The following is a 23233-nucleotide window of genomic DNA, read 5'->3' on the forward strand; positions in this document are numbered from 1 at the left end:
CCTAAAATTTGTTTGGGGCTCAGTCCAGGGAGGCGGCCATGGTTCCAGTGTCCATTGCCGGCGCGTCGGGGTATACGGGCTTTGAGTTGATTCGGCTTTTGAGCGGGCATCCTCGAGTGCGGATAAGCGCAATCACGTCGCGAGCCAATCAGGGGGAGAGCCTCTCCGACGTGTATCCGGCCGTGCGCGGCCACTGTGACTTGCGTTTTGAAGACACAGACCCTGACGTGTTGACTCGAGGGGCGCAGCTGGTCTTTACTGCCCTGCCCCACCAAGCGGCCATGGACATCATTCCATCTCTGTTGGATCGCGGGATCAGGGTGGTGGACCTGAGTGCGGATTTTCGGTTTCGAGATGCTTCCGTCTATGAAGCCTGGTATCAAAAGCACAGTGCGCCTCACCTGTTGGGCGAAGCCGTCTATGGCCTTCCAGAACTGCATCGTGAAAGGATCGCAAACGCGCGCCTGGTGGGCAACCCTGGATGTTATTCCACGAGCGTCATTCTTGGCTGCGCTCCGCTTCTTCAAGCAAAACTCATCGTGGCGGAAAGCATTATCGCCGATGCCAAGTCGGGAGTGAGTGGAGCCGGTCGAGGTTTGTCTCTCACGACCCATTATTGTGAAGTTAACGACGGGTTTCGTGCCTACAAGGTGGCCGAACACCGCCACACGCCCGAAATAGAACAGGAACTGAGTTTTCTGGCAGGAAAACCCGTGCGCATCAACTTCACGCCGCACCTTGTACCCATGAGTCGCGGGATTCTGAGCACCATTTACGCGCAGTTGGAACCGGGCGTCAATGAACAGCACGTGGCGGAAGCTTTTCACGCATTTTATGCGTCGGCCCGCTTTGTGCGACTCTGCCCTTCGGGCCATTTTCCCACAACGCTCCAAGTCCGTGGCAGTAATTACTGCGATCTGGCCTGGAAGGTGGATTCTCGCACGGGCCGTGTTATCGTCATTTCCGTCATCGACAACCTGACACGCGGCGCTTCGGGCCAAGCCGTGTGCAACATGAACCTCATGCTCGGCTTTCCGGAAGACTGCGGGTTGGAAGCCGCCCCATGGCAGCCGTGAACGGGCCCTTTGCGGACGCGTGCCCCTCGGTGAAGGACGCCCTTGAAAAGGCTTCTATGGCCTTTGACCCTCAGAGGAAAAGGAACTTCAAGCTCGTTCTGGAATACGATGGATCGCACTACCACGGATGGCAGCGCCAAAAGGGAGTGCTCACGCTTCAGGAAGTGGTGGAATCCAAACTGGGCATCATGCTCGGCCGGCCCGTGACGGTGCGGGCCTCGGGCCGCACCGATGCGGGTGTGCACGCACTGGGGCAGGTGATCAATTTCTACGCCAGGACGCGGCTGACCCCTCAAGATTTTCAAAGGGGTTTGAACGGCCTTTTGCCTCCGGATATTGTGGTTCGGCATGCGGAAGAGGTGCCCGATTCCTTTCATGCGTCGTATTCGGCGGTGAGTAAGACCTACGAGTACCGCATTCTCAATCGCCCACTGCCATCGGCCCTGGAACGCCTTCGTGCCTGGCACGTGCCCAAGCCCTTGGAGTTGGAAAAGATCCAACAGTGCCTTCCCGTGCTGCTGGGAACGCGCGATTTTCGGGCCTTTATGGCTGCCGGATCTTCCGTGACCCAGACCGTGCGCACCATGATGGCGGCGCACGCCTGGCGGCCCGATGCCGATCATCTGTATTTTCGCTTTCAGGCCACGGGGTTTTTGCGGCATATGGTGCGCAATCTCGTGGGTACGTTGGTTCAAGCCGGCCGCGGCCTCATGGGACCGGAAGAACTTGAGGCGATTCTTGAGAGTCGGGATCGAAGCCGGGCGGGCATCACGGCGCCGGCCCATGGACTCTACCTGGTTTGCGTCGATTACGGGAGGGAAGAAAAGCGCAACGCACAGCAAAGAGGGGACATGACATGAAACTTTCACAACGGGTTCGCCAGGTCAAACCCTCGGCGACGCTTACCATCAATGCCAAAGCCAAGGCTCTGCGCAGCCAGGGCGTGCGGGTTATCAGTTTCGGTGTCGGGGAACCCGATTTTAACACGCCCCACCCCATCGGACAAATGGCCGTTCAAGCGCTCTTCAGAGGGCAGACCCGTTATACTCCCGTTCAGGGCATCAAAGAACTGAAGGAAGCCGTGATTCGGACCATTCAGGCGGATTACGGCCTGTACTATGAACCCGACGAAGTGCTCGTCTCGTGCGGCGGCAAGCATTGCCTCTACAACCTGTTTCAAGCCGTGCTCGACCCGGGCGATGAAGTGATCATTCCCAGCCCCTATTGGGTTTCCTACCCAGACATGGTGCGGCTGGCCGGTGCGGAACCCGTGTTCGTACCCTGCGCTGAATCACGGGGCTTTAAAATGGCGCCCGAAGATCTTCGAAAGGCCATCACGGCGCGCACCCGTTTGCTCATTCTCAACAGCCCTTCAAATCCCACAGGGGCCCATTATCGGCCCGAAGAACTGCGAGCCCTGGCTGATGTGCTCATGGATTACGACCAGGTGATGATCGTCTCTGATGACATTTATTACCGCATCCTTTTTGATGAGGCGCCGTGGGCCAACATCGCCATGGTGGAACCGCGGCTTAAGGCCCGCACCTTTGTGGTCAACGGCGTGAGCAAGACCTACGCCATGACGGGCTGGCGCATTGGCTACCTGCTGGGAGACCGCGAAGTGATCAAGGCGGCGGGAAAAATTCAGAGCCAGTCCACCAGTAATCCGTCCTCTGTGGCCCAATGGGCGGCCGTGGCGGCCCTTTCGGGAGATCAGGACACTTGCCGGCACATGGTACAGGTGTTTGCTGAAAGGAGGACCTATGTCATGGACCGGCTTCGGCACATTCCCGGCATCACGTGCCATGTGCCGGACGGCGCGTTTTACGTGTTTCCCAACGTGAGCGCCTACTACGGCCATGCGGTGGGCGGGCGCCTTCTTCAGGGGTCCACGGACATGGCCGATTACCTCATGGACGAGGTGCACCTGGCCGTGGTGCCCGGGGACGCTTTCGGAGAAGATCGCTGTATTCGACTCTCCTTTGCCCTGTCCTTGGAAGAACTGCGCGAAGGATTTGACCGGCTGGAACGGGCGCTTCAAAAGCTCACACCCACGGCGACCTAACCTCTTTGGCAAGGCCGGACCTTTGCGGCCATAAAAGATCCCCCCGATAGGGGGAGTCCTTAATCGTTGCCCAACGCGAGGTCGGTTGACCTTCGGGCACCAAGTGACCAACCCGAGCGGAACATCGCTTATGGCCGGCCAGCGGTTGAGCGAATTCTACTCCCTAATCACATTGGGAGGCCCGCTTTCACGCAGGCACCACCGCCCTTGTGCATACTTTCCTCGCCCCGCATCACGGACGATCGGCTCATGGGAGCGAGGAGGCTTTGAGGAAAGTGGTGCATTGAGGAACGGAACGGGCGAGCAGCCCGGTGGCGCGCAAAGGGCGGCCAGGACGGGCCGTTCACCCTTGCGCGCCGAGGGCTTTAGATGATGCCTTTTTCTTTAAGTTGCTGTAGCTTGCCTTTCCCGAGGCCAAGATACTTTTGGTAGATGAACTCGTTGTCCCCACCCACAGGGCGGCAGATCCACTTGATGCGCCCCGGCGTGCGGCTCATGGACTTAAAGGATGAATTCTGAATGACCAGTTCGCCGTAGTAAGGATCTTTGCGTCTGACAAAAGTTTCCCGTACCCGCCAGTGCTCACGGGTCAGCACATCCGTGGGGGTTTCCAGTCGTCCCGTCACCACGGTGCCCTTTTTGTCGGGGCGCCGACTGTATTCGGTGAGCATTTGCAGGATTTCTTCCGACGTGTAGTTTTCGGTAAACTTTTCAATTTCATGCTGGATTTTTGGCTGGTTTTCCGGCGTCAGCCGTTCCTTGATGGTGGGAAACATCTTTTGCAGATCGGGCCGGTTCATGATTTCACACAGAGCGGCCCAGTTGGGATCCGTAAACCCAGACATAAAGGTGTACCCGTCTTTGCACTTCACATAGGTGTAGGGAAAGACGGCGTAGTCGTAATTGCCGGCTCGAGGCATTTCGTTGCCGCTCATGTGGTAGTACTGCATCAGGTAGTTGGAAATGGAGAGAAGTCCTTCGGGCGGCGAGCAGTCCACGAACTGCCCTTTTCCGGTGCGCCTTTTAACCAGCATGGCCGCTTGAATACCGAAAGCCGCCCAGGCGCCACCCACATACCAACCCATCCAGTTACCGGATTTGAGGGGCCTTTTGTATTCGGGGGGCACTTCAGGGTCCAGATCCGGTTCGCCGGTAACGGACATGATGACGCCGCGCGCCTGGGCCACGATGTCGTAGTCGGGCTGGTTGCTGAATTTTTCCGAATCTTCCCCAAAATGGCCCATGCTGTGCATCCCGCAATAGATTAACCCAGGATTTAAGGCCTTCAGCTGCTCATAGCCGAGACCGAGACGGTCCATATACCCCGGTTTAAAGCCTTCGATGACCACGTCGGCCTTGGAAGCCAGAGTACGAAACATGGCCTGGCCTTCGGCAGATTCCAAGTTCAGCGTGATGTGAAACTTGTTCCTCGCCTCGGTCAGATAGGCCAAACCCGTGTCCTTAACCATGATGCCGTAGGGCGTCATCTTGCGGGCCAGATCCCCTGCCGGCGGTTCAATGCGAATCACCTCCGCGCCGAATTCCGCCAAGATGGACGAGGCGTACAAAGCGCCGAAATGGGCGTAGCTCACATCCAGGACCACCATGTCGTCCAAGGCTTCGGGTTTTCGAAACGTGTCTTTGGGATTCGTTTCGCAATAAGCCCATTTGGCATACTGTTCATTGATGGCAAGACCCACTATGGTTTTGTCTTCCTTGAGCATGGCCGCCAGGGCGTCGTCATCGAACATATCATCATAAACCGAAGGTCCCCGTTTCTTGTCCGTCATACTCGTCCTCCTGCGTCACCTGGTTCAGTCCCTGCTAGGCCAGTTTCAGTCCGCTCTTGCCATCCCAATCGGGCGGCGGACAATGAGAGGGTATGTCCGGGTTCCATTGGAAAATGACCTTTTCCGCTTTGAGCTTTTCCACTTCGTCGTGGGGAAGCCCGAGAAGTTTGGTCAGCACGTACTCATTATCAAACCCCAGAGGACGACACCCCCACAGAATCCGGCTGGGTGTTTCGCTCATGCGCGGCGGGTACACTTGCTGAACCATGGGCCCGTAAAGGGCGTCTTCGTATTCTTGCACGGTGCCTCGTTGGCGATAGTGAGGGCGGTAATAGGCGTCTTTGGCCGTGATGACCCGCGATGCGGCAAAGCCGTATTGGGCACCCAGGGCTTCCACTTCTTCGACTTTCTTGGTACGTGTCCAGGCGTCGATGATCTGCAAAAGTTCTCGGGCGTTTTCGTCCTTAAGCCGCTCCAGCGGGTCGGCGAATTTTTGGTACAGTTCCGGACGGCCCATGGCCTGGCACAGACCTTTGAAAGAGGCATCATCAAAGGCGGCCAAAGCGATCCAGCCGTCGGTGCAGTCGAAAAGATCCGACGGACACACGGCCAGGTCGCGGTTGCCGGATCGAGGGCGATCCTTTCCTGTAAGGTAGGCGTAGAGCCAGGTCCAATCCAGAAAGCGAATGACATTTTCTACCTGCATGTAGTCGATGAACTGGCCTTCTCCTGTGCGCTCTCGATAGTTCAAGGCGGCCATAATGGCCACGGCGCACATCAAGGCCGTGATCCAGTCGGCGATCCAAACCCCCGACTTGATGGGTCCTCGGCCTTCAAAGCCCGTAATGGACGAAAGGGCGCCCATGCTTTGGGCCACGGCATCATAGCTGGTTCGCCCCGTCCACGGTCCCCAGCTGCCATAGCCGGACACGTGGAGCTGAATGATGCGCGGATTCACTTCTCTTAGTTCCTTATAGCTTAAGCCCCATTCCGCCATGCGGCCCGGTGTCAGGTTGTCCGCCACCACGTCGGCCTTTTTGACCATCTCCAAGAAAAGTTCTTTGGCCTTGGGATGGCCCAAGTGCATTCCCACCCAGTATTTGTTGTGGTTTTCAATCTCCAGCCCGGGCGACATATTTTTCCAGAAAAAGGCGTAAGGCGTCACAAAGCGCATCTGGTCGCCCTTTTGCCCCTCGAACTTGATCACCTCGGCTCCGAATTCGGCCAGGTAATCGCAGCACGCCGGGCCCAGCAACACGGAGCAGACCTCAAGGACCCGTACGCCCTCCAGGGGCATTCGTTTGCCAAAGAGATTTTCCACATTGAACAGTTCTTTCATGCGCTCCTGATACGATTTGCCTTGGTCCATTCAGATACCTCCTCTTGGTTGGCGAACCGATGTTCAGGCCCGAATTCCTCGAGCCGGCCTTGGGTGGGATGGAACGGGACGGTGCCCTCGAACCGCTCGGGGTCAACGCTGCAGCGCAGGACATGATGACCGGTCCAGGGTCAACGGGAGGAAGGTACGAGAGTCGCGAGACGATTCGATGGCGAAGGAGAAGGTACCGAAGAGGAGCCCTCGTGTGCGCCCGAACGGTCTTTTAGGATGAATCAGGTTTGCTTCTAGCAAAATTCCTTCGCCAGGGTCAAGGAGGATTTCTCGGAAAGGCGCTCGGATTTTCGGCACCGGTGATGAAGGGGTCTTGAGGGAACCGCAGCCTCGCGGTACGGGGGCTTGGTCCTAGGGTAAAAAATCGCAACGGCAATGATGAATCTGGTCTCCCGCTTTTGCGGGAGTGACATGGAGGCCAGTAACTTTGGTTTCCCGCTTTCGCGGGCATGACAGGACGCTGGACAATCCGTGATTCCCGCCCAAGCGGTTATCTCCACAGCTTTACCCATGGCGGAAGCCGTCGGGGTTGTTATCGACCGGCGAAGTGGAATTTCGACGTGCATGCCCGTGGGGCAGCCATTGAGCGAGGTCATTCCCGCGCAAGGGGAAATCCAGAGCTTTTCTCGCCCAGGAATGACAAGGCTGAGGGGCACGGGATGGCGCTGAGTTGCTCCAGCGGCCTGCGGATGCGCGAAAAATATCATGAGCCGTTTGATGAGTTCCACGTGTGTTCCTTGCTGTCTGCAGGGCGAGGACGATGCCGTAGGGGGAATCGATGCTCTTTTTACCGAGAATCTTCTGAGCGTGTGATGCACGCCGTTTGTGTGTCATGAAGCTTTCCCATGGTTCAAGCCGTCCGCAGGGCCTTGGCATCGGGTTTTGGGTTGACAGATGCGGGCGAGTCAAGTAGAGACCATGACGTCTTTTTCAGTGAGTGATCTTGGGGTGTTGGAAGAATGTTTTGATGCGTGGTAAGGAAGTTTGTTGATTTCAACGAGACACGAGGAGGGATTTATGGGACGCAAGAGATGGTTGAGTTTTGTGGCAGGGCTGTGCGGCGTGGCTTTTGCCTTGGCGGCACCAGCGTTGGCTAAGGACACCATCAAGATTGGAGTCTATCTGCCCATGACCGGAGCGGTCGCGGCCTACGGTCAGATGGAATGGGATGGCATTCAGATTGCCAATGAAATCAAGCCGACGGTTTTGGGCAAAAAGATTGAGCTTGTCCTTGTGGATACTAAAAGTGACAAGATCGAAGCGGCCAATGCGGTGAGCCGTCTAGTGGAAAAGGAAAAGGTGGTGGGCATTCTCGGTGAGGCCATCAGCGGCAACACCATGGCAGGCAACCCCATTTCCGAAGCCGCCAAGATCGTTTCAGTGAGCCCGACGGCAACCAACCCGCTGGTAACGCAAGGCAAGCGGTATGCCTTTCGTGCGTGCTTCATCGATCCCTTTCAGGGTGAAGTGGCTGCCCGTTTCGCGGTTAACGAACTGAAGGCTAAGACGGCTGCCGTCATCATCGACATTGCCCAGGACTACTGTGTGGGGCTGGCCAACTTCTTCGTCAAGGAATTCGTCAAGCTGGGCGGCAAAGTGGTGTCCACCACCTATATTCAGACGGGTGATCAGGACTTCTCGGCCCAGCTCTCTTCCGTGCAGGCGACTAACCCAGATATCATCTATGCTCCTAACTACTATACGGAAGATGCCCTCATGGCCAAGCAGGCTCGGGATCTTGGCATCAATGTGCCCATCCTCACCGGTGATGGGGCTCAGGCGGATGAGTTGATCAAGATCGGTGGAGAAGCTGTGGAAGAAATGTACTTTACCGCCCATTTCAACAAGGAGGCGGCCTCCACGGAACTGGCCAAGGAATACATCAAGCGCTTTGAAGCCAAAAAAGGCAAAGAAGCGGACGCCTTTGGCGCTTTGGGTGCCGACGCTTACTTCCTGCTCGTGGAAGCCATCGAAAAGGCAGGTTCCACCGACGGCGACAAGATTCGCGAGGCCATGGTGGCCATCAAGAATTTTCCTGCAGTTTCGGGGCTCATCAGCATGCAGGAGGACGGCAATCCCATCAAGAGCATGGTCATTAACAAGGTCAAGGACGGCAAGTTCGTTTACGTAACCACGGTCAACCCGTAGAGGTGCCGGCGAGCGCCCATTGGTTTCCGGTTCGGCTTTCACGCGGAAACAGCTCCTTGAGGAAGAGCGAGGAAGGAAACCGCGGGCGTGGGTTTCCTGAAGCCCGTGAACCCATCGAGGAGCAGGGCGGGCATGGTACCCCCTGCTCCTTTTTGCGTAATGCCTTGTGTACGACGTAAAGGAAAGCTCCGTGACGATCAACATCTTCCTGCAGCAGGTCATCAACGGCATTTCCCTGGGAAGCCTTTATGCCCTGGTTGCCATCGGCTACACCATGGTCTATGGAATTCTTCGGCTGATCAATTTTGCCCACGGCGATCTGCTCATGGTGGCCGCTTATACGGCCATTTATGCGGTGACGCTTTTTAGTCTTCCATGGCAGGTGAGTTTTCCTCTGGTCATGGTCTTGACGGGTCTGTTTGGCATCCTACTGGACCGAGTGGCCTACAAACCTCTGCGAGAGGCACCCCGCATTTCCTTGCTCATCTCAGCCATCGGCGCCTCCTTTCTCCTGGAAAACCTAGCCATCGTTCTCATCGGCGGTGTGCCCAAGAGCTTTCCTCGTCCTGATGTCTTTGCCAAAGTGATCGATTTATGGGGGCTGCGCGTTCAGGTTCTGACCGTCTACATGCCCTTGTTAACGATGGCGCTCCTCTTGGGTCTTCTCTACATTGTTCATCGAACCAAGGTCGGCAAAGCCATGCGGGCCGCTTCCAAGGATTTTGAAACGACGCGCCTCATGGGCATCAATCTGGACCGTATCATTGCTGTCACGTTCTTTTTAGGTTCCAGCTTAGCTGCGGCGGGCGGCATGATGTGGGCCATGAAATATCCGCAGGTGAACCCTTTCATGGGGGTTATTCCCGGGCTCAAGGCCTTCATTGCCGCCGTGCTGGGGGGTATCGGCAACATTGTGGGTGCCGTGGTGGGAGGCTTCATACTGGGCTTGGGAGAAATCCTCATCGTGGCCCTATTCCCCCAAATGGCCCAGTATCGGGACGCTTTTGCTTTTACGGTCCTTATTCTTGTGCTGCTTTTTCGTCCGACAGGCATTATGGGTGAGCCCATTACGGACAAGACATGATGGGATGCTAGGGATTTGATGATGAACACATCCAGACGGAATAAGATCTGTAACCTCTTGTTGTTGGTAGTTCTGGGCCTAATTCTTTACATTTTTGAAAAATACGGGTCAGAGTACCAAATCCGCATCCTCAACAATATGGCCATCTTCATCACCCTGGCGGTGAGTTACAACCTGGTGAATGGCTTTTGCGGACTCTTGCATTTGGGTCCCAACGCCTTTATCACCATCGGTGCGTACACGTCCGCCTTGCTAACCATGTCCCCGGCTGAAAAGCAGATGAGTTTCATCATTGAACCGCTCATTTGGCCCCTTAGCGTTGTTCAGGTCCCCTTTGCCGTTTCCTTGATCGCGGCGGGCATCACGGCCACAGTTTTTGCCTTTGTCATCAGTTTTCCTGTCTTTCGTGTACGCGGGGATTATCTGGCCATCGTGACCCTGGGTTTTGGTGAAGTGGTCCGTGTGCTGTGCAATGCCATGCAGAGTGTTACCAACGGACCGCTGGGCCTCAAGGGTCTCACTCCCTACACAACCCTGTGGTGGTCGTGGGGCGTGGCCGTCATCACGGTGGTGGTCATCACCAAGCTGGTTCACAGCAGTTATGGTCGCGCCATCAAAGCCATTCGCGAAGACGAAACGGCCGCTAAGGCCATGGGCGTGGATCCCTTCAAACACTTGCTTTTGGCTTTTTTGATCAGCTCGTTTTTTTCGGGGGTTGCCGGAGGGTTGCTGGCCCACCTCATCACCACCATCTCCCCGACCCTCTTCACCTTCTTTCTCACCTTTAATTTGCTCATCATTATCGTCGTGGGCGGATTAGGCAGTATTAGTGGCTCCATCATCGCGGCGATGCTGTTCGCCTGGGGCGGTGAGGCTCTGCGCGTCGTGGAAAGCCCGATGAATTTCGGGTTTTTTACCATTCCAGGCATTCCCGGCATGCGCATGGTTTTGTTCAGCATCATTCTTATGGTGGTCATTGTCTTTGCTCGTCGGGGCATCATGGGGCGAAGCGAATTGTCTTGGGACCGGTTTTTTGCGGTGCTTCGTCTGCAGACCAAGTCGTAGGTGTTGTGCATGAACGATTTCTTTCGGCTCGATAACCTGGTCATGCAATTCGGGGGTCTGACGGCCGTCAAGGACTTTTCCATCGTCATCGAACCCGGGGAACTGGTGGGCCTCATCGGACCCAACGGCGCAGGCAAGACCACGGTGTTCAACATGATCACCGGATTCCTGACGCCGACAGCGGGAAGGGTGCTGTGGAATGGAAAAGACATCACGGGCGCCCCGCCGCACGTGGTGACCGCACAGGGGATAGCCCGTACCTTTCAAAATATTCGCCTCTTTGCGGACATGAGTGTCCTGGAAAACGTCATGGTTTCTTTTCATCACACCCTCCAGTCGCGGTTCTGGAAGGCGATGCTGGGATTCCCTTCCCACCGAAAAGAAGAAGCGCGCATTGAAAAGGAAGCCCGCGGTTTTCTTGAAGAACTCCATTTAGGACATCTCGCCGACGAAAAGGCTGGCGCCCTACCCTACGGCCAACAGCGCCGTCTGGAAATCGCCCGCGCCTTAGCCACTCGACCCAAGCTGTTGTTGTTGGATGAGCCTGCTGCTGGCATGAATCCGCAAGAAACCATGGAGTTGGCTCAGCTGGTACGGGACATTCGAAGCCGGTATCGACTGACCATCTTTCTCATCGAGCACGACATGAAATTCGTCATGGGGTTGTGCGAACGCATCAAGGTGTTGGATTACGGTATCACCATCGCAGAAGGGACTCCCGCGGAAATCCAACGTCACCCGGATGTCATCAAGGCGTATCTTGGAGAGCCCAAGCATGCTTGAAGTGAAGGATTTGCATGTCTACTACAACGGCATTCATGCCCTGAAAGGCATTCACCTGAAGGTGCCCCAAGGGAAGATTGTGACCCTCATTGGAGCCAACGGCGCGGGCAAGACCACGACCCTTCGAGCCATATCGGGCCTCGTGCGCCCCAAGCAAGGCAGTATCACATTTGTCGACCGCGAGCTCACAAGGCTGCCCACCTATAAGATCATTCGGCTCGGCATCGGCGTGGCGCCCGAAGGGCGAAAGGTTTTTCCCAACCTGACGGTTTTAGAAAACCTGGAACTGGGTGCCTACAATCGCCCGGCCCGAGAATTTCGCAAAGATCTCGAATGGATTTTTACCCTTTTTCCTCGCCTTCAGGAACGGTCCAAGCAGCTTGCCGGCACGTTGAGCGGTGGGGAGCAGCAGATGCTGGCCCTGGGCCGAGCGCTCATGAGCCGCCCCAGTCTGGTGCTCCTGGACGAGCCGTCCCTGGGGCTGGCGCCCCTGGTAGTGGAAGAGGTTTTCCAAACCATTCAAACCATCAACGGGCAAGGGGCCACCGTCTTGCTCGTAGAACAAAACGCCATGGCCGCGTTGCACGTGGCGCACTATGCCTATGTGCTGGAAACCGGCCGCATCACGTTGGAGGGTACGGGTCAGGACCTATTGGCGGACGAACGCGTTCGCAAGGCCTATCTTGGCGAGGGGTGAGGAACTTTTTGAGGAGCCGAGGCGATCCTTAGAGATTGGCTAAGGCGGCCCGTGCTTCCCGAAGAAAAGCGGCCACTTTTTTAGGGTCTTTTCTTCCAGAGGCATCTTCTAGTCCCGTATGCGCGTCTACGCCCGCCGGGCGCACGGTTCGAATCGCGTCGGCCACATTTTCGGCCGTGAGCCCTCCGGCCAGAATGACCGGCCTATAACAGCGCTCCACAATCCATCGGCTCACAGACCAGTCATGAGTTTTTCCCGTAGCGCCGCAGGCTCCCGTATCGGGGTCTTCCGTATCTGTGATCAGCGCATCCACGAACGGAAGAAGCGGTTCCACGGCTTGAAAGCACTCCTGGGCACGAACCCCCGGCTTGACGAGGACACTTTTGATCACCCAAAGCGTCGGCCAAACTTCTTTCAGCCGGCGAACTTCTTCGGGCGCGACAGGGCCGTGCAACTGCACGGCGCGAACACTCAGGAATCGGCACAGATCGTGGATCTCGCGCCATCGGTGTTCATAGGTGATGAGAACCGGGGTTACGTAACGGGGCACAGAAGCGATGATTTGGGCGGCTTCTTCCTCCGTTACGTCTTGGCGATGCACGGTGAGTCGCAAGGGAAAGCCCAACCAGGAAACGCCGAGGTCCACGAGCGTTTGGCATTCCTGAAGATCGAGAATTCCCGCCACCTGAATAATGGGCTCACGGAAAGTTAAGGGCTTCACGTCCTCACGGGTCCGTTGGTGTCGAGGGGTGGTCGAGGAGGTTCTGTGCCGAGGCTATTTCCCCTCGAGGGACAGTAGTGAACAGCGCAACAAGTCGCGAACGCCGATTCAAAGGCTTTAAGTTCCTTCACGAGAATGTCGCGGCCCGACACCATCACGCGCCCATAGGCGGCATCCAAGGCGTCGGGCAGTTCGTCATGGGCTGTTCGAAGGTGCAGAAACGGAACTTTCATAGGGCTTTTTCCCAGCGAAAGCATTCGCCGTCACGAATGTCATCCGATTGGTCAAAGCAAAGAGAATTCAAGAAGAGGCCGATGCCTTTCGACGAAAAATTTTCCAGCTCCCTCTCAAACATCTGGGGCACGTAAAGTTCGCAATAGGCGCGGTCCATGTGAATGCGCCGCCGTCCTAATCCGTCGTCCAGAACCATGTCAAAGATTCCCATGACAGACACGAAAAGCTGCTGCAGTTTTCGGTGCGCATGGCCTCCGCGGTGTTGGCCACTCGGAACGTCGTAGAGGAAATAAACGCGCCGGATGCTGAACGGAAGGTGAACTCCGCCGTAAATAGGCATGATCGCCCATTGTCGATCAATGATTTTGGGTAGATCGATGAATTTGCCGTCGTGAACGGTAGTTTTCACGTCCTTGGGTTTGCCTTGTGGAATTCTTCCGAGCGTTGCTCCTGTGGCACGTCGACAAGCACTTGTCAAGGGACAAACGAGCCTTATTGGAAACCCTTTTTAAATGCCTTATAAGTTGAAGGGACCACCGGTGATGGGAAAGGAAAAACGCTTTGTCCAAAACGCCTTCAAAACCTGAACCTTTGAGCGCAAAGTCTGTGATGGCGCCGCTGGCGGATCGCCTGCGTCCGCGCCGCCTGGATGAATTTGTAGGCCAGCGGCACCTTTTGGGAGAAGGCAAGATTCTCCATCGCCTGTTGAGCCAATCCCTCTATCAGTCGCTCATTCTCTGGGGCCCTTCGGGCTGCGGCAAGACAACGCTGGCGCACCTCATTGCCCTTCACACGGAAGGGCATTTCATGGCCCTTTCGGCCGTCACGGCGGGCACCAAGGAGATTCGTCAAGCCGTTGAAGAAGCGCGCCGCGTATGGGCTTCGGCCCGCAAGCGATCCTGGCTCTTCATGGATGAAATTCATCGACTGAACAAAGCACAGCAAGACGTTCTTTTGCCCCATGTGGAAAAAGGAGCACTTTATCTTCTTGGGGCTACCACGGAAAACCCTTCCTTTGAGATCATTCGTCCCCTGCTCAGCCGCTGCCATGTTCTGATTCTGGAACCCTTGTCCGAGGACGATCTTGCCCAAGTCATCGTGCGAGCCCTGAGCGATTCGGAGCGTGGCCTGGGGTTGCTGCGCCCTATGCTCACGGAGGATGCATTGAAACTTCTGGTGCAGGCGGCTGGAGGTGACGCGCGCGTGGCTTTGAACCTATTGGAAACAGTTGTTTTGAGCACGCCTCCTCAGGCAGATGGCGTACGCCGCGTGGAGGCTTCTGCCGTGCTGGATGTCATGGAACGGCCTGCCCATTACGACAAGAGCGGAGAAGAGCACTACAATCTCATTTCAGCCTTTCACAAGAGTCTGCGAGGGGGCGATCCGGACGCGGCGCTCTATTGGATGGCCCGCATGCTTCAAGCCGGAGAAGATCCCCTCTACATCGGCCGGCGGCTGGTGGTGGCCGCGTCCGAAGACGTGGGGCTTGCCGACCCCTTTGCCTTGGTGTTGGCCATGAACGCCGTTCGCGCCTTTGAATTGCTGGGAAGCCCGGAAGGGGAACTGCACCTGGCTCAGGCTGTGGTGTATGTGAGCCTTGCGCCGAAAAGCAACAGCGTCTACAAAGCCTTGAGATCGGCTCGAGAATGCGCGCGCAAGACGCCCTATGATCCTGTGCCCTTCCATCTGAGAAATGCTCCCACGGCGCTTTTGAAGGAATTGGGATACGGCAAAGGGTACCGGTACCCCCATGACGACCCTCAAGGATGGGTTCCGGAAGTTTACATGCCCGAGACTGTGAAAGGCAGCGTGTTCTTTGAACCCAGCGTGCGGGGTTGGGAAGGCAAGTGGAAAGAGGCGCTGGAGCGGCGTCGCGCCTTGGTGAAGAAGCAAAAAAGCTGAGACATAGACGTGGAAAAAGGAGTGCCGTGTTTCCTTTGAAATCGTGGCGACTCAAAAACACGGCTTTGCCCATTAAGAAGCCCAATGAAAACGAGGCGACGTTTTCCCCGCACACTGCTCAAGGAAAACCGTTTCGATTGGTCAAGTACGTGGCCGTCTCCAGCCTCGTGGTCATCCTAATCAGCACGGTGTTTCTTTCTGGCTTTCTGTCCCACAAAGCCAGAAAAATTCTCATGCAAAAGAGCGAGCAGTATGCGTTTCTGACGGCGGAAAACTTAAACTCCCAGGTTTTTTACCAATTCACGGCGGTCACTCTGGCCGTGGAAGGCGAAATTCGACTTAGCCGTAAGGAGCAGTACCGGCGCCTGGACCGTGTGGTTCGAAATGCCATTCATGGACTGGCTGTGGAAAGCGTGAACATCTACAACACTGAAGGTATTTTGACTTACAGCACAGAAGACGCGCCCCTGGGCGAAAAGAAGGATCTGGGAGAACCCTTTCAGAAAGCGCTTTCCGGCGAGATGTTTTCCGTCATGGAAGGGCGGCGTCTTTCCTTCCTTGGCATTTCCTGGCCAATTGGGCCGCAAAAGATGCGCACCTATCTGCCCATGTGGGTGGAGCTGCCTTTGAGCTGGAAGCGCGGGCGCATCATCGGCGTCTTTGAATTCACCCAGGACGTGACGGCGGATCAGGCCAACATCGCGCGGTTTCAGGTGATCATTTTCGGGAGCGTGGCCGTTTTTGTGGGTGTCTTGTTCGCCGCCCTCGTGACCATTTTACGGCGGGCAGAAGGAATTCTGGAGGCTCGAGCTCGGGAGCGTCGAAAGTTGGAGGAGGAACTGCATCGTGCGGAGCGGTTGGCGGTGCTTGGCGAAATGATTGCGGGCGTCTCCCACGAGATCAAGAATCCTTTGGGCATTATTCGAAGCACAGCCGAGCTTTTGGAAAAACGCACGGAAGATCCTCGGCGCAAAAAACTGGCCGCGATCATCACTGAAGAGGCCACGCGGCTGAACAATATCGTCACGGAATTCCTGGATTTTGCTCGACCCAAGGATCTGAGGCTCGAGCCTTGCTGTGTGGAAGACATTCTGGAGCGAAACCTTATGGTGCTGGAGGCGGAATGTCAGAAGTGCAACATTCGTATTGAAAGGGACTATCAAACCGGCGGCGCCCTCACGCTCGCCGATGCCAATCTGCTTTACCGAGCCTTCATGAATCTTTTGGTCAATGCGGTGCAGGCTATGAAGTCGGGGGGCGTGCTGGAGATTGCCACATCCCTGAAGTCCTTCGACAGCCGTCGAGAGCCCATTTTGGAGGTGCGCATCAACGATACGGGGCCAGGAATTGCCGCGGAGGTGTTGCCCAAAATCTTCAACCCTTTTTTCACCACGCGGGAGAAAGGCACGGGACTGGGACTGTCCATTGTGTTGAGCATTGTTCAAGGCCATCAGGGCACGGTGGAGCTGGCGCCGCGCCCAGAAGGGGGAACGAGCGCCGTGGTGCGATTGCCTCTTAAAGCCCAGGACGTCAGCGAAGTCTGCGCATGACGGCCCACCACCTACAGGGCTGGAGGCTCACGCAAGGCGCCCTGTGGGCGCACGACCCTGAGGAAGCTCCTGGAATCATGATGGGGAATGCAGAGACATGGGAAATGTTTTGGTCATCGACGATGAGAAAAATTATTTGATCATCTTGGAGGATCTTTTGTCCGAAGAGGGCCATCACGTGTTCACCGCGGAAAGCGGCCTGGAAGGTTTGAAACTGGCCCGAAACAACGATCTGGACGTAGTGGTCACCGACATGAAAATGCCGGGTATGGACGGCATGGAAGTTCTGGAACAGCTGCGGGCCTTCGATGCGGACCTGCCTGTGATCATGATGACGGCTTTCGGTACGGTGGAAAAAGCCGTGGAAGCCATGAAAAAAGGAGCGTTCCACTACATTCTCAAGCCTTTTGAAAACGAAGAACTTAAGGTGCTCGTTCAAAAGGCCGTGGAACACTATCAGCTTGTGCGCCAAAATCGGCAGATGAAAGAGATTCTGGAAGAGCAATACCATTTTGACAACATTGTGGGTAAAAGCGAGCCCATGGAAAAGGTCTACGCGCTGATTCGAAAAGTGGCGCCCACCAAAGCCACGGTTCTCATCACGGGGGAATCCGGCACGGGAAAAGAGCTCATTGCCCGAGCGATCCACTACAACAGCCCTCGAAAAAACGGGCCTTTCATCTCGATAAACTGCGGTGCCCTTCCAGAAAATCTTCTGGAAAGCGAACTGTTCGGCCATGAACGGGGCGCTTTTACGGGTGCCATCGGCCTGCGCAAGGGTCGATTTGAGCTTGCCCATGGAGGCACGCTGTTTCTGGATGAAATCAGCGAAATGTCACCGCCGCTTCAGGTCAAATTGCTGCGAGCTTTGCAAGAGATGCGGTTTGAACGGGTGGGCGGCACGGAAACTCTGGAGGTGGATGTGCGGGTCGTGGCCGCTTCCAACCGAAATCTCAAAGAAGAAGTTGCCGCTGGCCGATTCCGCTCCGACCTGTTTTTCCGGCTGAATGTGGTTCATGTGCCGTTGCCTCCCCTTAGAGAGCGCACGACGGACATCCCTCTTCTTGCGCATCACTTTTTGAAAAAATACCAGAAACAAATCGGCCGTGAGGACCTGAGGCTTCGGGCCGACACGCTGCGCGCCCTGCTGAACTATTCTTGGCCGGGCAACGTGCGAGAATTGGAAAACGTTATGGAGCGAGCGGTGATCCTTTGCCCGGATCGCGAAATTACGCCGGAGGACCTGCCTTCCGAGGTTCTGCGCCCCACTCCGGACTCCTTCTCCACTTTTTCGAAAACGCGGCCCGAAATGCAAGGAGCGGCGGCTTTTCAGGGACCTTCCGAGCGACGAGACGCGGAACGGGTTCTGGCGCCGGGGCCGCAGCGCGTGCGTCAACTTCGAGCTTTGGATCTTGTTGAATTGCAGGGTTACATCACCAACCGGGATTACGCTCGCCTTAATGAAGTCTCCGAGCGCCAGGCTTTGCGGGAACTCACGGACATGGTGGATCGAGGCCTTTTGATGCGCATGGGCAAAGGACGCAGCTGCCAGTACGTTGCGGTTCGCGAAAGGTGATGACGAAAGAGGCAGAAAATGGGCCGTCCTTCTTAGCCAAACAGTGCGAAAGGATCTGGTAAAGTCCTTGACATCGTGAGGTAAGCCAATAGAATTGCGCGAAGCCTCAAAACGGCTGCGGCCGGTAATCCCTCCATGTGACGAGAATCAATAGGAGAATCACTTATGCAGACGGTGGCGGAAAAAATCAGGGAACTGCGAGAGCGCGAAGCAAAGGTCAAGGAGATGGGCGGCGAAAAAGCCGTCTCGGCGCAGCACCAACGAGGAAAGCTCACCGCGCGAGAGAGACTAGATTATTTCTTTGATCCCGGAACGTTTCGTGAGCTGGACATCTTCGTCAAACACCGCGGCACCCTGTTTGGATTGGACAAGATGGACATCCCTGCGGACGGCGTCATTACGGGCTTCGGTCTGGTGAACGGTCGGCAGGTTTTTGCCTTTTCCCAGGATTTTACCGCTCGAGCCGGCACGTTGGGGGAAATGCATTCGCGCAAAATTTGCAAAGTGATGGACCTGGCCCTGAAAGCCGGCAAACCCATTGTGGGTTTCAACGATTCGGGAGGGGCTCGGATTCAGGAAGGTGTGGATGCCCTGTCCGGGTACGGTCAGATTTTTTACCGCAATGCCATCAGTTCCGGGGTTATTCCTCAGATTTCCGCCATCATGGGGCCTTGCGCCGGTGGCGCCGTCTATTCCCCGGCTATGACGGATTTCGTCTTCATGGTGAAGAACACCAGTTACATGTTCATCACGGGCCCGGATGTCATCAAGTCCGTCCTTGGAGAAGAAATCACGCATGAAGAACTGGGTGGAGCCATCGCGCACAGCACCAAAAGTGGTGTGGCCCATTTTGCCTGCGAAAACGACAAGCATGCCATCGATGAGATCAAGAGGCTACTCAGCTTTTTGCCGGACAACAATATGGACGATCCGCCCATCGTGGACACGGGCGATGACCCGTATCGACTGGTTCCCGAGCTGGATACCATTGTGCCCGATAATCCCATGGGAGCCTATGACATCAAGGATGTCATTCGGGCCATTGTGGACCGAGGCGACTTTTTCGAAGTCCATGAAATGTACGCGCAAAACATCGTGGTGGGCCTAGCGCGCCTCAACGGCCGAACCATCGGCATTATCGCCAATCAGCCCAAGGTATTGGCCGGTTGTCTGGATGTGGATTCGTCGGACAAAGCCACGCGATTTATTCGCTTCTGCGACGCCTTTAACATTCCTCTGCTGACCCTGGCCGACGTGCCCGGATACTTGCCCGGCAAGCAGCAGGAATGGGGTGGGATCATTCGCCACGGCGCCAAATTGCTCTGGTGCTATTCAGAGGCCACAGTGCCCAAAGTCACCCTCATTATTCGCAAGGACTACGGCGGCTCGTATCTGGCCATGTGTTCTAGGGACCTGGGCGCGGACATCGCTCTGGCCTGGCCGACGGCCGAAATTGCCGTGATGGGCGCTGAAGGTGCGGCCAACATCATCTTTCGAAAAGAAATTCAATCCGCGCCGGATCCCGAGGCCAAGAGAAAGGAAAAAATCGAAGAGTACCGAAATCTTCTTTATAATCCCTACATTGCCGCTTCTCGAGGCTACATCGACGGAGTCATCGTGCCCAGTGAAACGCGCCGGCGCCTTGTGGAAGCCTATGAGCTGCTGGCCACCAAGCGGCAGGCGTTGCCTCCCAAAAAGCACGGCAACATTCCCGCGTAATCCTTACAGACCCGGACCGTGAGGACGCCGACTCTTTGAGGGAATAAGCGGGTTGCTGTTTTGTCAGGGCGGCCATCAGGGCCGCCCTGCGTTTTTAGCCTTCGGGTGATGGGTGTTCGTCACCCTGGAAGGTCGTTCTCAAGGGTACAGGCAGCCCACAGCTTCCTCCGGGGCGCGTAGGCCGTTTTCGACACCCGAAAATCATGTTCGAGGCGTCAGGCGGTAGGAACGACCCGCGACGGTCAGCACATATGCTTGGGTCTCGGGTTCATACGTCAGTCGGGATGCCAGTTCATAATAGGCCGGTTTGGCAAAGCGCGCCAAAAGATTTCGGCGCGTTGCCAGACAGTACAGGGCGCTTTCTTCCTTGACCGAAAGGGTTTCCGGTCTAAGGGGTTCACGCCGCCCGTCTTCCAGTTGGATGTGGACGGCACGGATTTGCCCGCCGGAATCTTCATCAAGAAACACGTAGCGAACCCACAGAGGTGCATCGGCAACGCGCACGGGATGCACCTCCCCTTCGCAACGCACGTAATAGCGGCCGTCTTTTACAAAGAGTGACCGGCTCAGCATGCGAAAGAGGTCGGAATCCGTCACGGGATTTCCTTCGCAAAACCAAGTGCCGTGGGCGTCGATGACATAGTCATAGACGTGCTTCTGCCGCGCCATGCCCATGTCCACCTCAAAAAGCTCGCCCTTTAAAACGTAAAGTCCACAGCGATGATCTGGCCACATAGACTCCGCACCAATTCCAGGACCTTCATGTGTTCGGGATGCGCTTGATAGCGTTTTAAAGCCTCCATGTCCGCGAAGCTGGAAACCAGGGCAAAATCAAAGGATCGTGGGGAGTGGACGATGTCGCGCCCGAAATCGTAGGACAGAATCTCTGGAATCGTGCCGGGAAGCCGTTCGAGCCCTTGTTCCAATTGCGTCAGGTCTTCTTCGCTCACCCCGGGTTTGAACTTCATGACCACCACATGCTTGATCATTGTCGCCTCCGCCATGTCTCATTTTATTTCCCCAATGCTACCGGGCTTGCCGTTCAAGGCGCCAGGGACGGCTCGTGCCGCCACCGGCTTGAACCGCACCTTACTCTTCTTATCCCGCTGCCTTGGTTTCTCTCAGGCGTCGAACATCCCCAATGCGAATGGTGAGTTTTTGCCCGTCAAAATATTCCAACAAAGGGATGGTGTACTTGCGGCTGGCCTGGGTCATTTCCTTGAACTGGGCTGCGGAAATTTCCCCGTGCCGCTGAAGGAAGGTCACCAATTTTTCCTGCAGAGCGGCGATGGCTTGGGCGTGAAAGAACAGATCTTCCTTGACCTTGATCAGGCGGCCTTGGTTCAACATCCAATCCAGCACGTCCTTGTGTTGGCGGGCCGTGCCGGAGAGCTTGGCCGAAACATCCTTGAAAAAGGGTGGTTGCAAGCCCGCTTCCTTGTAGGCTTTTTCCATCTGCTCTTGAATGGCCTTGACGTCGGCGCTCAAATCAGCCTTGTGGCTCGACAAGCGCACCCATTCCTTGTCCAGGACCACTCTGCCTTCTTCGGTAAGACGGCGCAACACGTGGTGCAGCAGCTTGGGATCCACCGGCCGTTCGATTTGGGCCGAAATTTCTTCCCTGGGCATGCCGGGTTTAAGAGGGTTTTTTGCGTGATAGGTTTCCAGGATAGCCGTGACGTTGTCCTGCAAAGCCGCCAAAAACTCGGGGTCAATGAAACGACGGTTTTCTCGATCGTAAAGGATGGCTTTTTTCCGGGACAGCAACATTTCCTGGGCGTCGGAAAACGATTTTCCAAAGACGTTAGCTCGAATCTGAAGCTCTTTTTCCGAAATGCCGAGCCAGCCTGCATCGCGAAGATGCCATTGAAGCACAGTGGCGGCATCGGCTGTTTCCAAGACCTTCAAGGCCTGGGCCGCCAGGGGTTTGTCTTTGCCCTTGTGCTTTTTCGGCACCGGGTGGAGTACAGCCCCACCCCCCAGGGTGCGAATGGGCGAATAGGAGCGCAGCACATAACGGTCTCCTCGAAGAACAGCCAATGGGCGGTCCAGCCGCACCTGCGCGTAGGCTTTGTCGCCGGGAGTCAGCTGGTCTCGGTCCAATAGAACCAGCGTGGCCACCGTTTCGGTGGTTCCCGTGTGAAAACGAATTTTCTGGCGGTCTTTGAGCGGTTGCGGAGCCTCGGGGAGAAGTTCCAGGGACACGTCCAGCATGTAGCTGGACAGTAGGGAATCCGGACTGGCCACCACCTCACCCCGTTGCAGAGCATCCCGCTCTACCCCTTGCAGATTGATGGCCGTGCGTTGTCCCGGAAAAGCTTCCTCAACTTCCTGATTGTGCACCTGAAGGCCGCGCACCTTGGTGTCGATGCGCGAGGGATAAACGGTAACGAGGTCCCCAACCCGAACCTTCCCGGAGAGGCTGGTGCCGGTGACCACCGTGCCGAATCCTTTCATGGTGAAAACCCGGTCGATGCACATGCGAAAAGGTCCTGACGTGTTTCGAGCGGGCACCTTGGGCACGATTTCAAAGAGGCGTTGTTTGAGAATGTCCAGTCCTTCGCCCGTGACCGCCGAAACGCGCACGATGGGGGCGTTTTCTAGAAAAGTTCCCTGGAGAAAGTCGCGAACATCCTCTTCCACCATATCGACCCATTCCGGATCGTCCACCAGGTCGATTTTGGTCAGGACCACCAGGCCTTTTTTGACGCGAAGCAGTTGGCAGATTTCCAAATGTTCCCGCGTCTGCGGCATCACCCCTTCGTCGGCCGCGATCACCAATGCCACCAGGTCAATGCCCGAGGCTCCGGCCACCATATGTTTGACGAAACGCTCATGGCCCGGCACGTCCACGATGCCCAGTCGCGTGCCGTCGGGCAGGTCAAGATGAGCAAAGCCCAGCTCGATGGTGATGCCCCGTCGCTTTTCTTCTTTGAGCCTGTCCGTATCGATGCCCGTTAGAGCACGAATGAGGGACGTTTTCCCGTGGTCGATATGGCCGGCGGTGCCGAGCACGACTTGGTGCATAGTGCTTTACCTCGTTCACGCCACAAGATCTGAAAGGTTTTCCATTCCTTGGCATAGTGCCACATCCACCCACGCAATTCAACGCCGTTGCCGAGAAGAGGCATCCTCGGGGAGCTGCCGGCAGGGGTTTAAAAACGCTTCCAAAAGATGCGCGCACACTTCGATGGGGTGTCGCGCCTTTCGGCACTCTCACAAGACGAAGCCGCCAAAGAGCTCAAAAACCTTTTCCTACAGCCCTTCGGTGCGTGCGGCTATATCCAAAAGGAAGACCACGTGACTCCGGCAACTTTTCCACACCGGTGTGCGATCGTCCGCCAGCATGGGACCCAAAAGGACGTCCTTCCACGCCGTTTTCAAGGCATCACCAAAGTGGCGTTCTGTCTTCCGCTGCAAGCCTTGAGAAAGA

At 56.2% G+C, this 23233-nt stretch carries 19 protein-coding genes; 12 read left to right on the forward strand and 7 right to left on the reverse strand.

Annotated elements, in window-relative coordinates:
• Positions 1-38 precede the first annotated feature (38 nt).
• The 3 genes from argC to EDC27_RS14840 are packed head-to-tail and all read left to right on the forward strand — an operon-like array spanning position 39 to position 3141.
• Entirely contained in the window at positions 39-1076 is a 1038-nt protein-coding gene (gene argC, locus EDC27_RS14830) for an N-acetyl-gamma-glutamyl-phosphate reductase (protein ID WP_123291415.1), read from the forward strand.
• Positions 1064-1936 carry a tRNA pseudouridine(38-40) synthase TruA gene (gene truA / locus EDC27_RS14835; RefSeq protein WP_211334927.1) on the forward strand — a complete coding sequence of 291 codons (873 nt, stop codon included), beginning with the start codon at positions 1064-1066 and terminating at the stop codon, positions 1934-1936. Before argC ends, truA begins: the two co-directional genes overlap by 13 nt.
• A complete protein-coding gene (locus tag EDC27_RS14840) occupies positions 1933-3141 on the forward strand; it encodes a pyridoxal phosphate-dependent aminotransferase (protein WP_123291416.1) in 1209 nt (402 codons plus the stop codon). The genes truA and EDC27_RS14840 overlap by 4 nt, the downstream gene beginning before the upstream one ends.
• Positions 3142-3506: 365 nt before the next feature.
• Here the strand turns inward: EDC27_RS14840 and EDC27_RS14845 are convergent, their stop codons facing one another.
• Positions 3507-4931: a CoA transferase gene (locus tag EDC27_RS14845; protein ID WP_245994628.1), complete on the reverse strand. Its 1425-nt coding sequence runs from the start codon at positions 4929-4931 to the stop codon at positions 3507-3509.
• A gap of 34 nt (positions 4932-4965) precedes the next feature.
• The gene (locus EDC27_RS14850) at positions 4966-6300 is read right to left on the reverse strand and encodes a CoA transferase (protein WP_123291417.1); all 1335 of its coding nucleotides are present in this window, start codon (positions 6298-6300) and stop codon (positions 4966-4968) included.
• A 1038-nt stretch (positions 6301-7338) separates the two neighbouring features.
• Here EDC27_RS14850 and EDC27_RS14860 point away from each other — a divergent pair.
• From EDC27_RS14860 to EDC27_RS14880, 5 genes are all read left to right on the forward strand, one after another.
• Complete coding sequence (locus EDC27_RS14860; protein ID WP_123291419.1) at positions 7339-8469, forward strand: ABC transporter substrate-binding protein; 1131 nt, start codon at positions 7339-7341, stop codon at positions 8467-8469.
• A 190-nt stretch (positions 8470-8659) separates the two neighbouring features.
• On the forward strand, positions 8660-9553 hold the full coding sequence (locus tag EDC27_RS14865; RefSeq protein WP_123291420.1) for a branched-chain amino acid ABC transporter permease: 894 nt from the start codon (positions 8660-8662) through the stop codon (positions 9551-9553).
• A 21-nt stretch (positions 9554-9574) separates the two neighbouring features.
• Positions 9575-10618, forward strand: coding sequence for a branched-chain amino acid ABC transporter permease (locus EDC27_RS14870; RefSeq protein WP_245994629.1), 1044 nt, complete (start codon positions 9575-9577; stop codon positions 10616-10618).
• Positions 10619-10627: 9 nt separating this feature from the next.
• A complete protein-coding gene (locus tag EDC27_RS14875; RefSeq protein ID WP_123291422.1) occupies positions 10628-11401 on the forward strand; it encodes an ABC transporter ATP-binding protein in 774 nt (257 codons plus the stop codon).
• Positions 11394-12098 carry an ABC transporter ATP-binding protein gene (locus EDC27_RS14880; protein WP_123291423.1) on the forward strand — a complete coding sequence of 235 codons (705 nt, stop codon included), beginning with the start codon at positions 11394-11396 and terminating at the stop codon, positions 12096-12098. Before EDC27_RS14875 ends, EDC27_RS14880 begins: the two co-directional genes overlap by 8 nt.
• Positions 12099-12126: 28 nt before the next feature.
• Here the strand turns inward: EDC27_RS14880 and EDC27_RS14885 are convergent, their stop codons facing one another.
• Positions 12127-12819, reverse strand: coding sequence for a phosphoribosylanthranilate isomerase (locus EDC27_RS14885; RefSeq protein ID WP_123291424.1), 693 nt, complete (start codon positions 12817-12819; stop codon positions 12127-12129).
• A gap of 229 nt (positions 12820-13048) precedes the next feature.
• Complete coding sequence (locus EDC27_RS14895; protein WP_123291426.1) at positions 13049-13462, reverse strand: WxcM-like domain-containing protein; 414 nt, start codon at positions 13460-13462, stop codon at positions 13049-13051.
• Between the two features lie 152 nt (positions 13463-13614).
• Here EDC27_RS14895 and EDC27_RS14900 point away from each other — a divergent pair, with 152 nt between their 5' ends.
• From EDC27_RS14900 to EDC27_RS14915, 4 genes are all read left to right on the forward strand, one after another.
• Positions 13615-14955, forward strand: coding sequence for a replication-associated recombination protein A (locus EDC27_RS14900; RefSeq protein ID WP_245994630.1), 1341 nt, complete (start codon positions 13615-13617; stop codon positions 14953-14955).
• Positions 14956-14981: 26 nt separating this feature from the next.
• On the forward strand, positions 14982-16505 hold the full coding sequence (locus EDC27_RS14905; protein ID WP_123291427.1) for a two-component system sensor histidine kinase NtrB: 1524 nt from the start codon (positions 14982-14984) through the stop codon (positions 16503-16505).
• A gap of 97 nt (positions 16506-16602) precedes the next feature.
• On the forward strand, positions 16603-18081 hold the full coding sequence (locus tag EDC27_RS14910) for a sigma-54-dependent transcriptional regulator (RefSeq protein WP_123291428.1): 1479 nt from the start codon (positions 16603-16605) through the stop codon (positions 18079-18081).
• 165 nt (positions 18082-18246) lie between these two features.
• Positions 18247-19800, forward strand: a complete 1554-nt coding sequence (locus tag EDC27_RS14915; RefSeq protein WP_123291429.1) for an acyl-CoA carboxylase subunit beta — start codon at positions 18247-18249, stop codon at positions 19798-19800.
• Positions 19801-20001: 201 nt separating this feature from the next.
• On the opposite strand, the gene EDC27_RS14920 is transcribed toward EDC27_RS14915, so the two are convergent.
• The 3 genes from EDC27_RS14920 to selB form a co-directional block, all read right to left on the reverse strand.
• On the reverse strand, positions 20002-20469 hold the full coding sequence (locus EDC27_RS14920; protein ID WP_170161854.1) for a DUF1285 domain-containing protein: 468 nt from the start codon (positions 20467-20469) through the stop codon (positions 20002-20004).
• A gap of 29 nt (positions 20470-20498) precedes the next feature.
• Positions 20499-20804 carry a Dabb family protein gene (locus EDC27_RS14925; protein WP_211334928.1) on the reverse strand — a complete coding sequence of 102 codons (306 nt, stop codon included), beginning with the start codon at positions 20802-20804 and terminating at the stop codon, positions 20499-20501.
• 94 nt (positions 20805-20898) lie between these two features.
• Complete coding sequence (gene selB / locus EDC27_RS14930) at positions 20899-22827, reverse strand: selenocysteine-specific translation elongation factor (RefSeq protein WP_123291432.1); 1929 nt, start codon at positions 22825-22827, stop codon at positions 20899-20901.
• Positions 22828-23233: the final 406 nt, after the last annotated feature.

Origin of the sequence: Desulfosoma caldarium (genome assembly GCF_003751385.1) — a bacterium.
GTDB lineage: Bacteria > Desulfobacterota > Syntrophobacteria > Syntrophobacterales > DSM-9756 > Desulfosoma > Desulfosoma caldarium.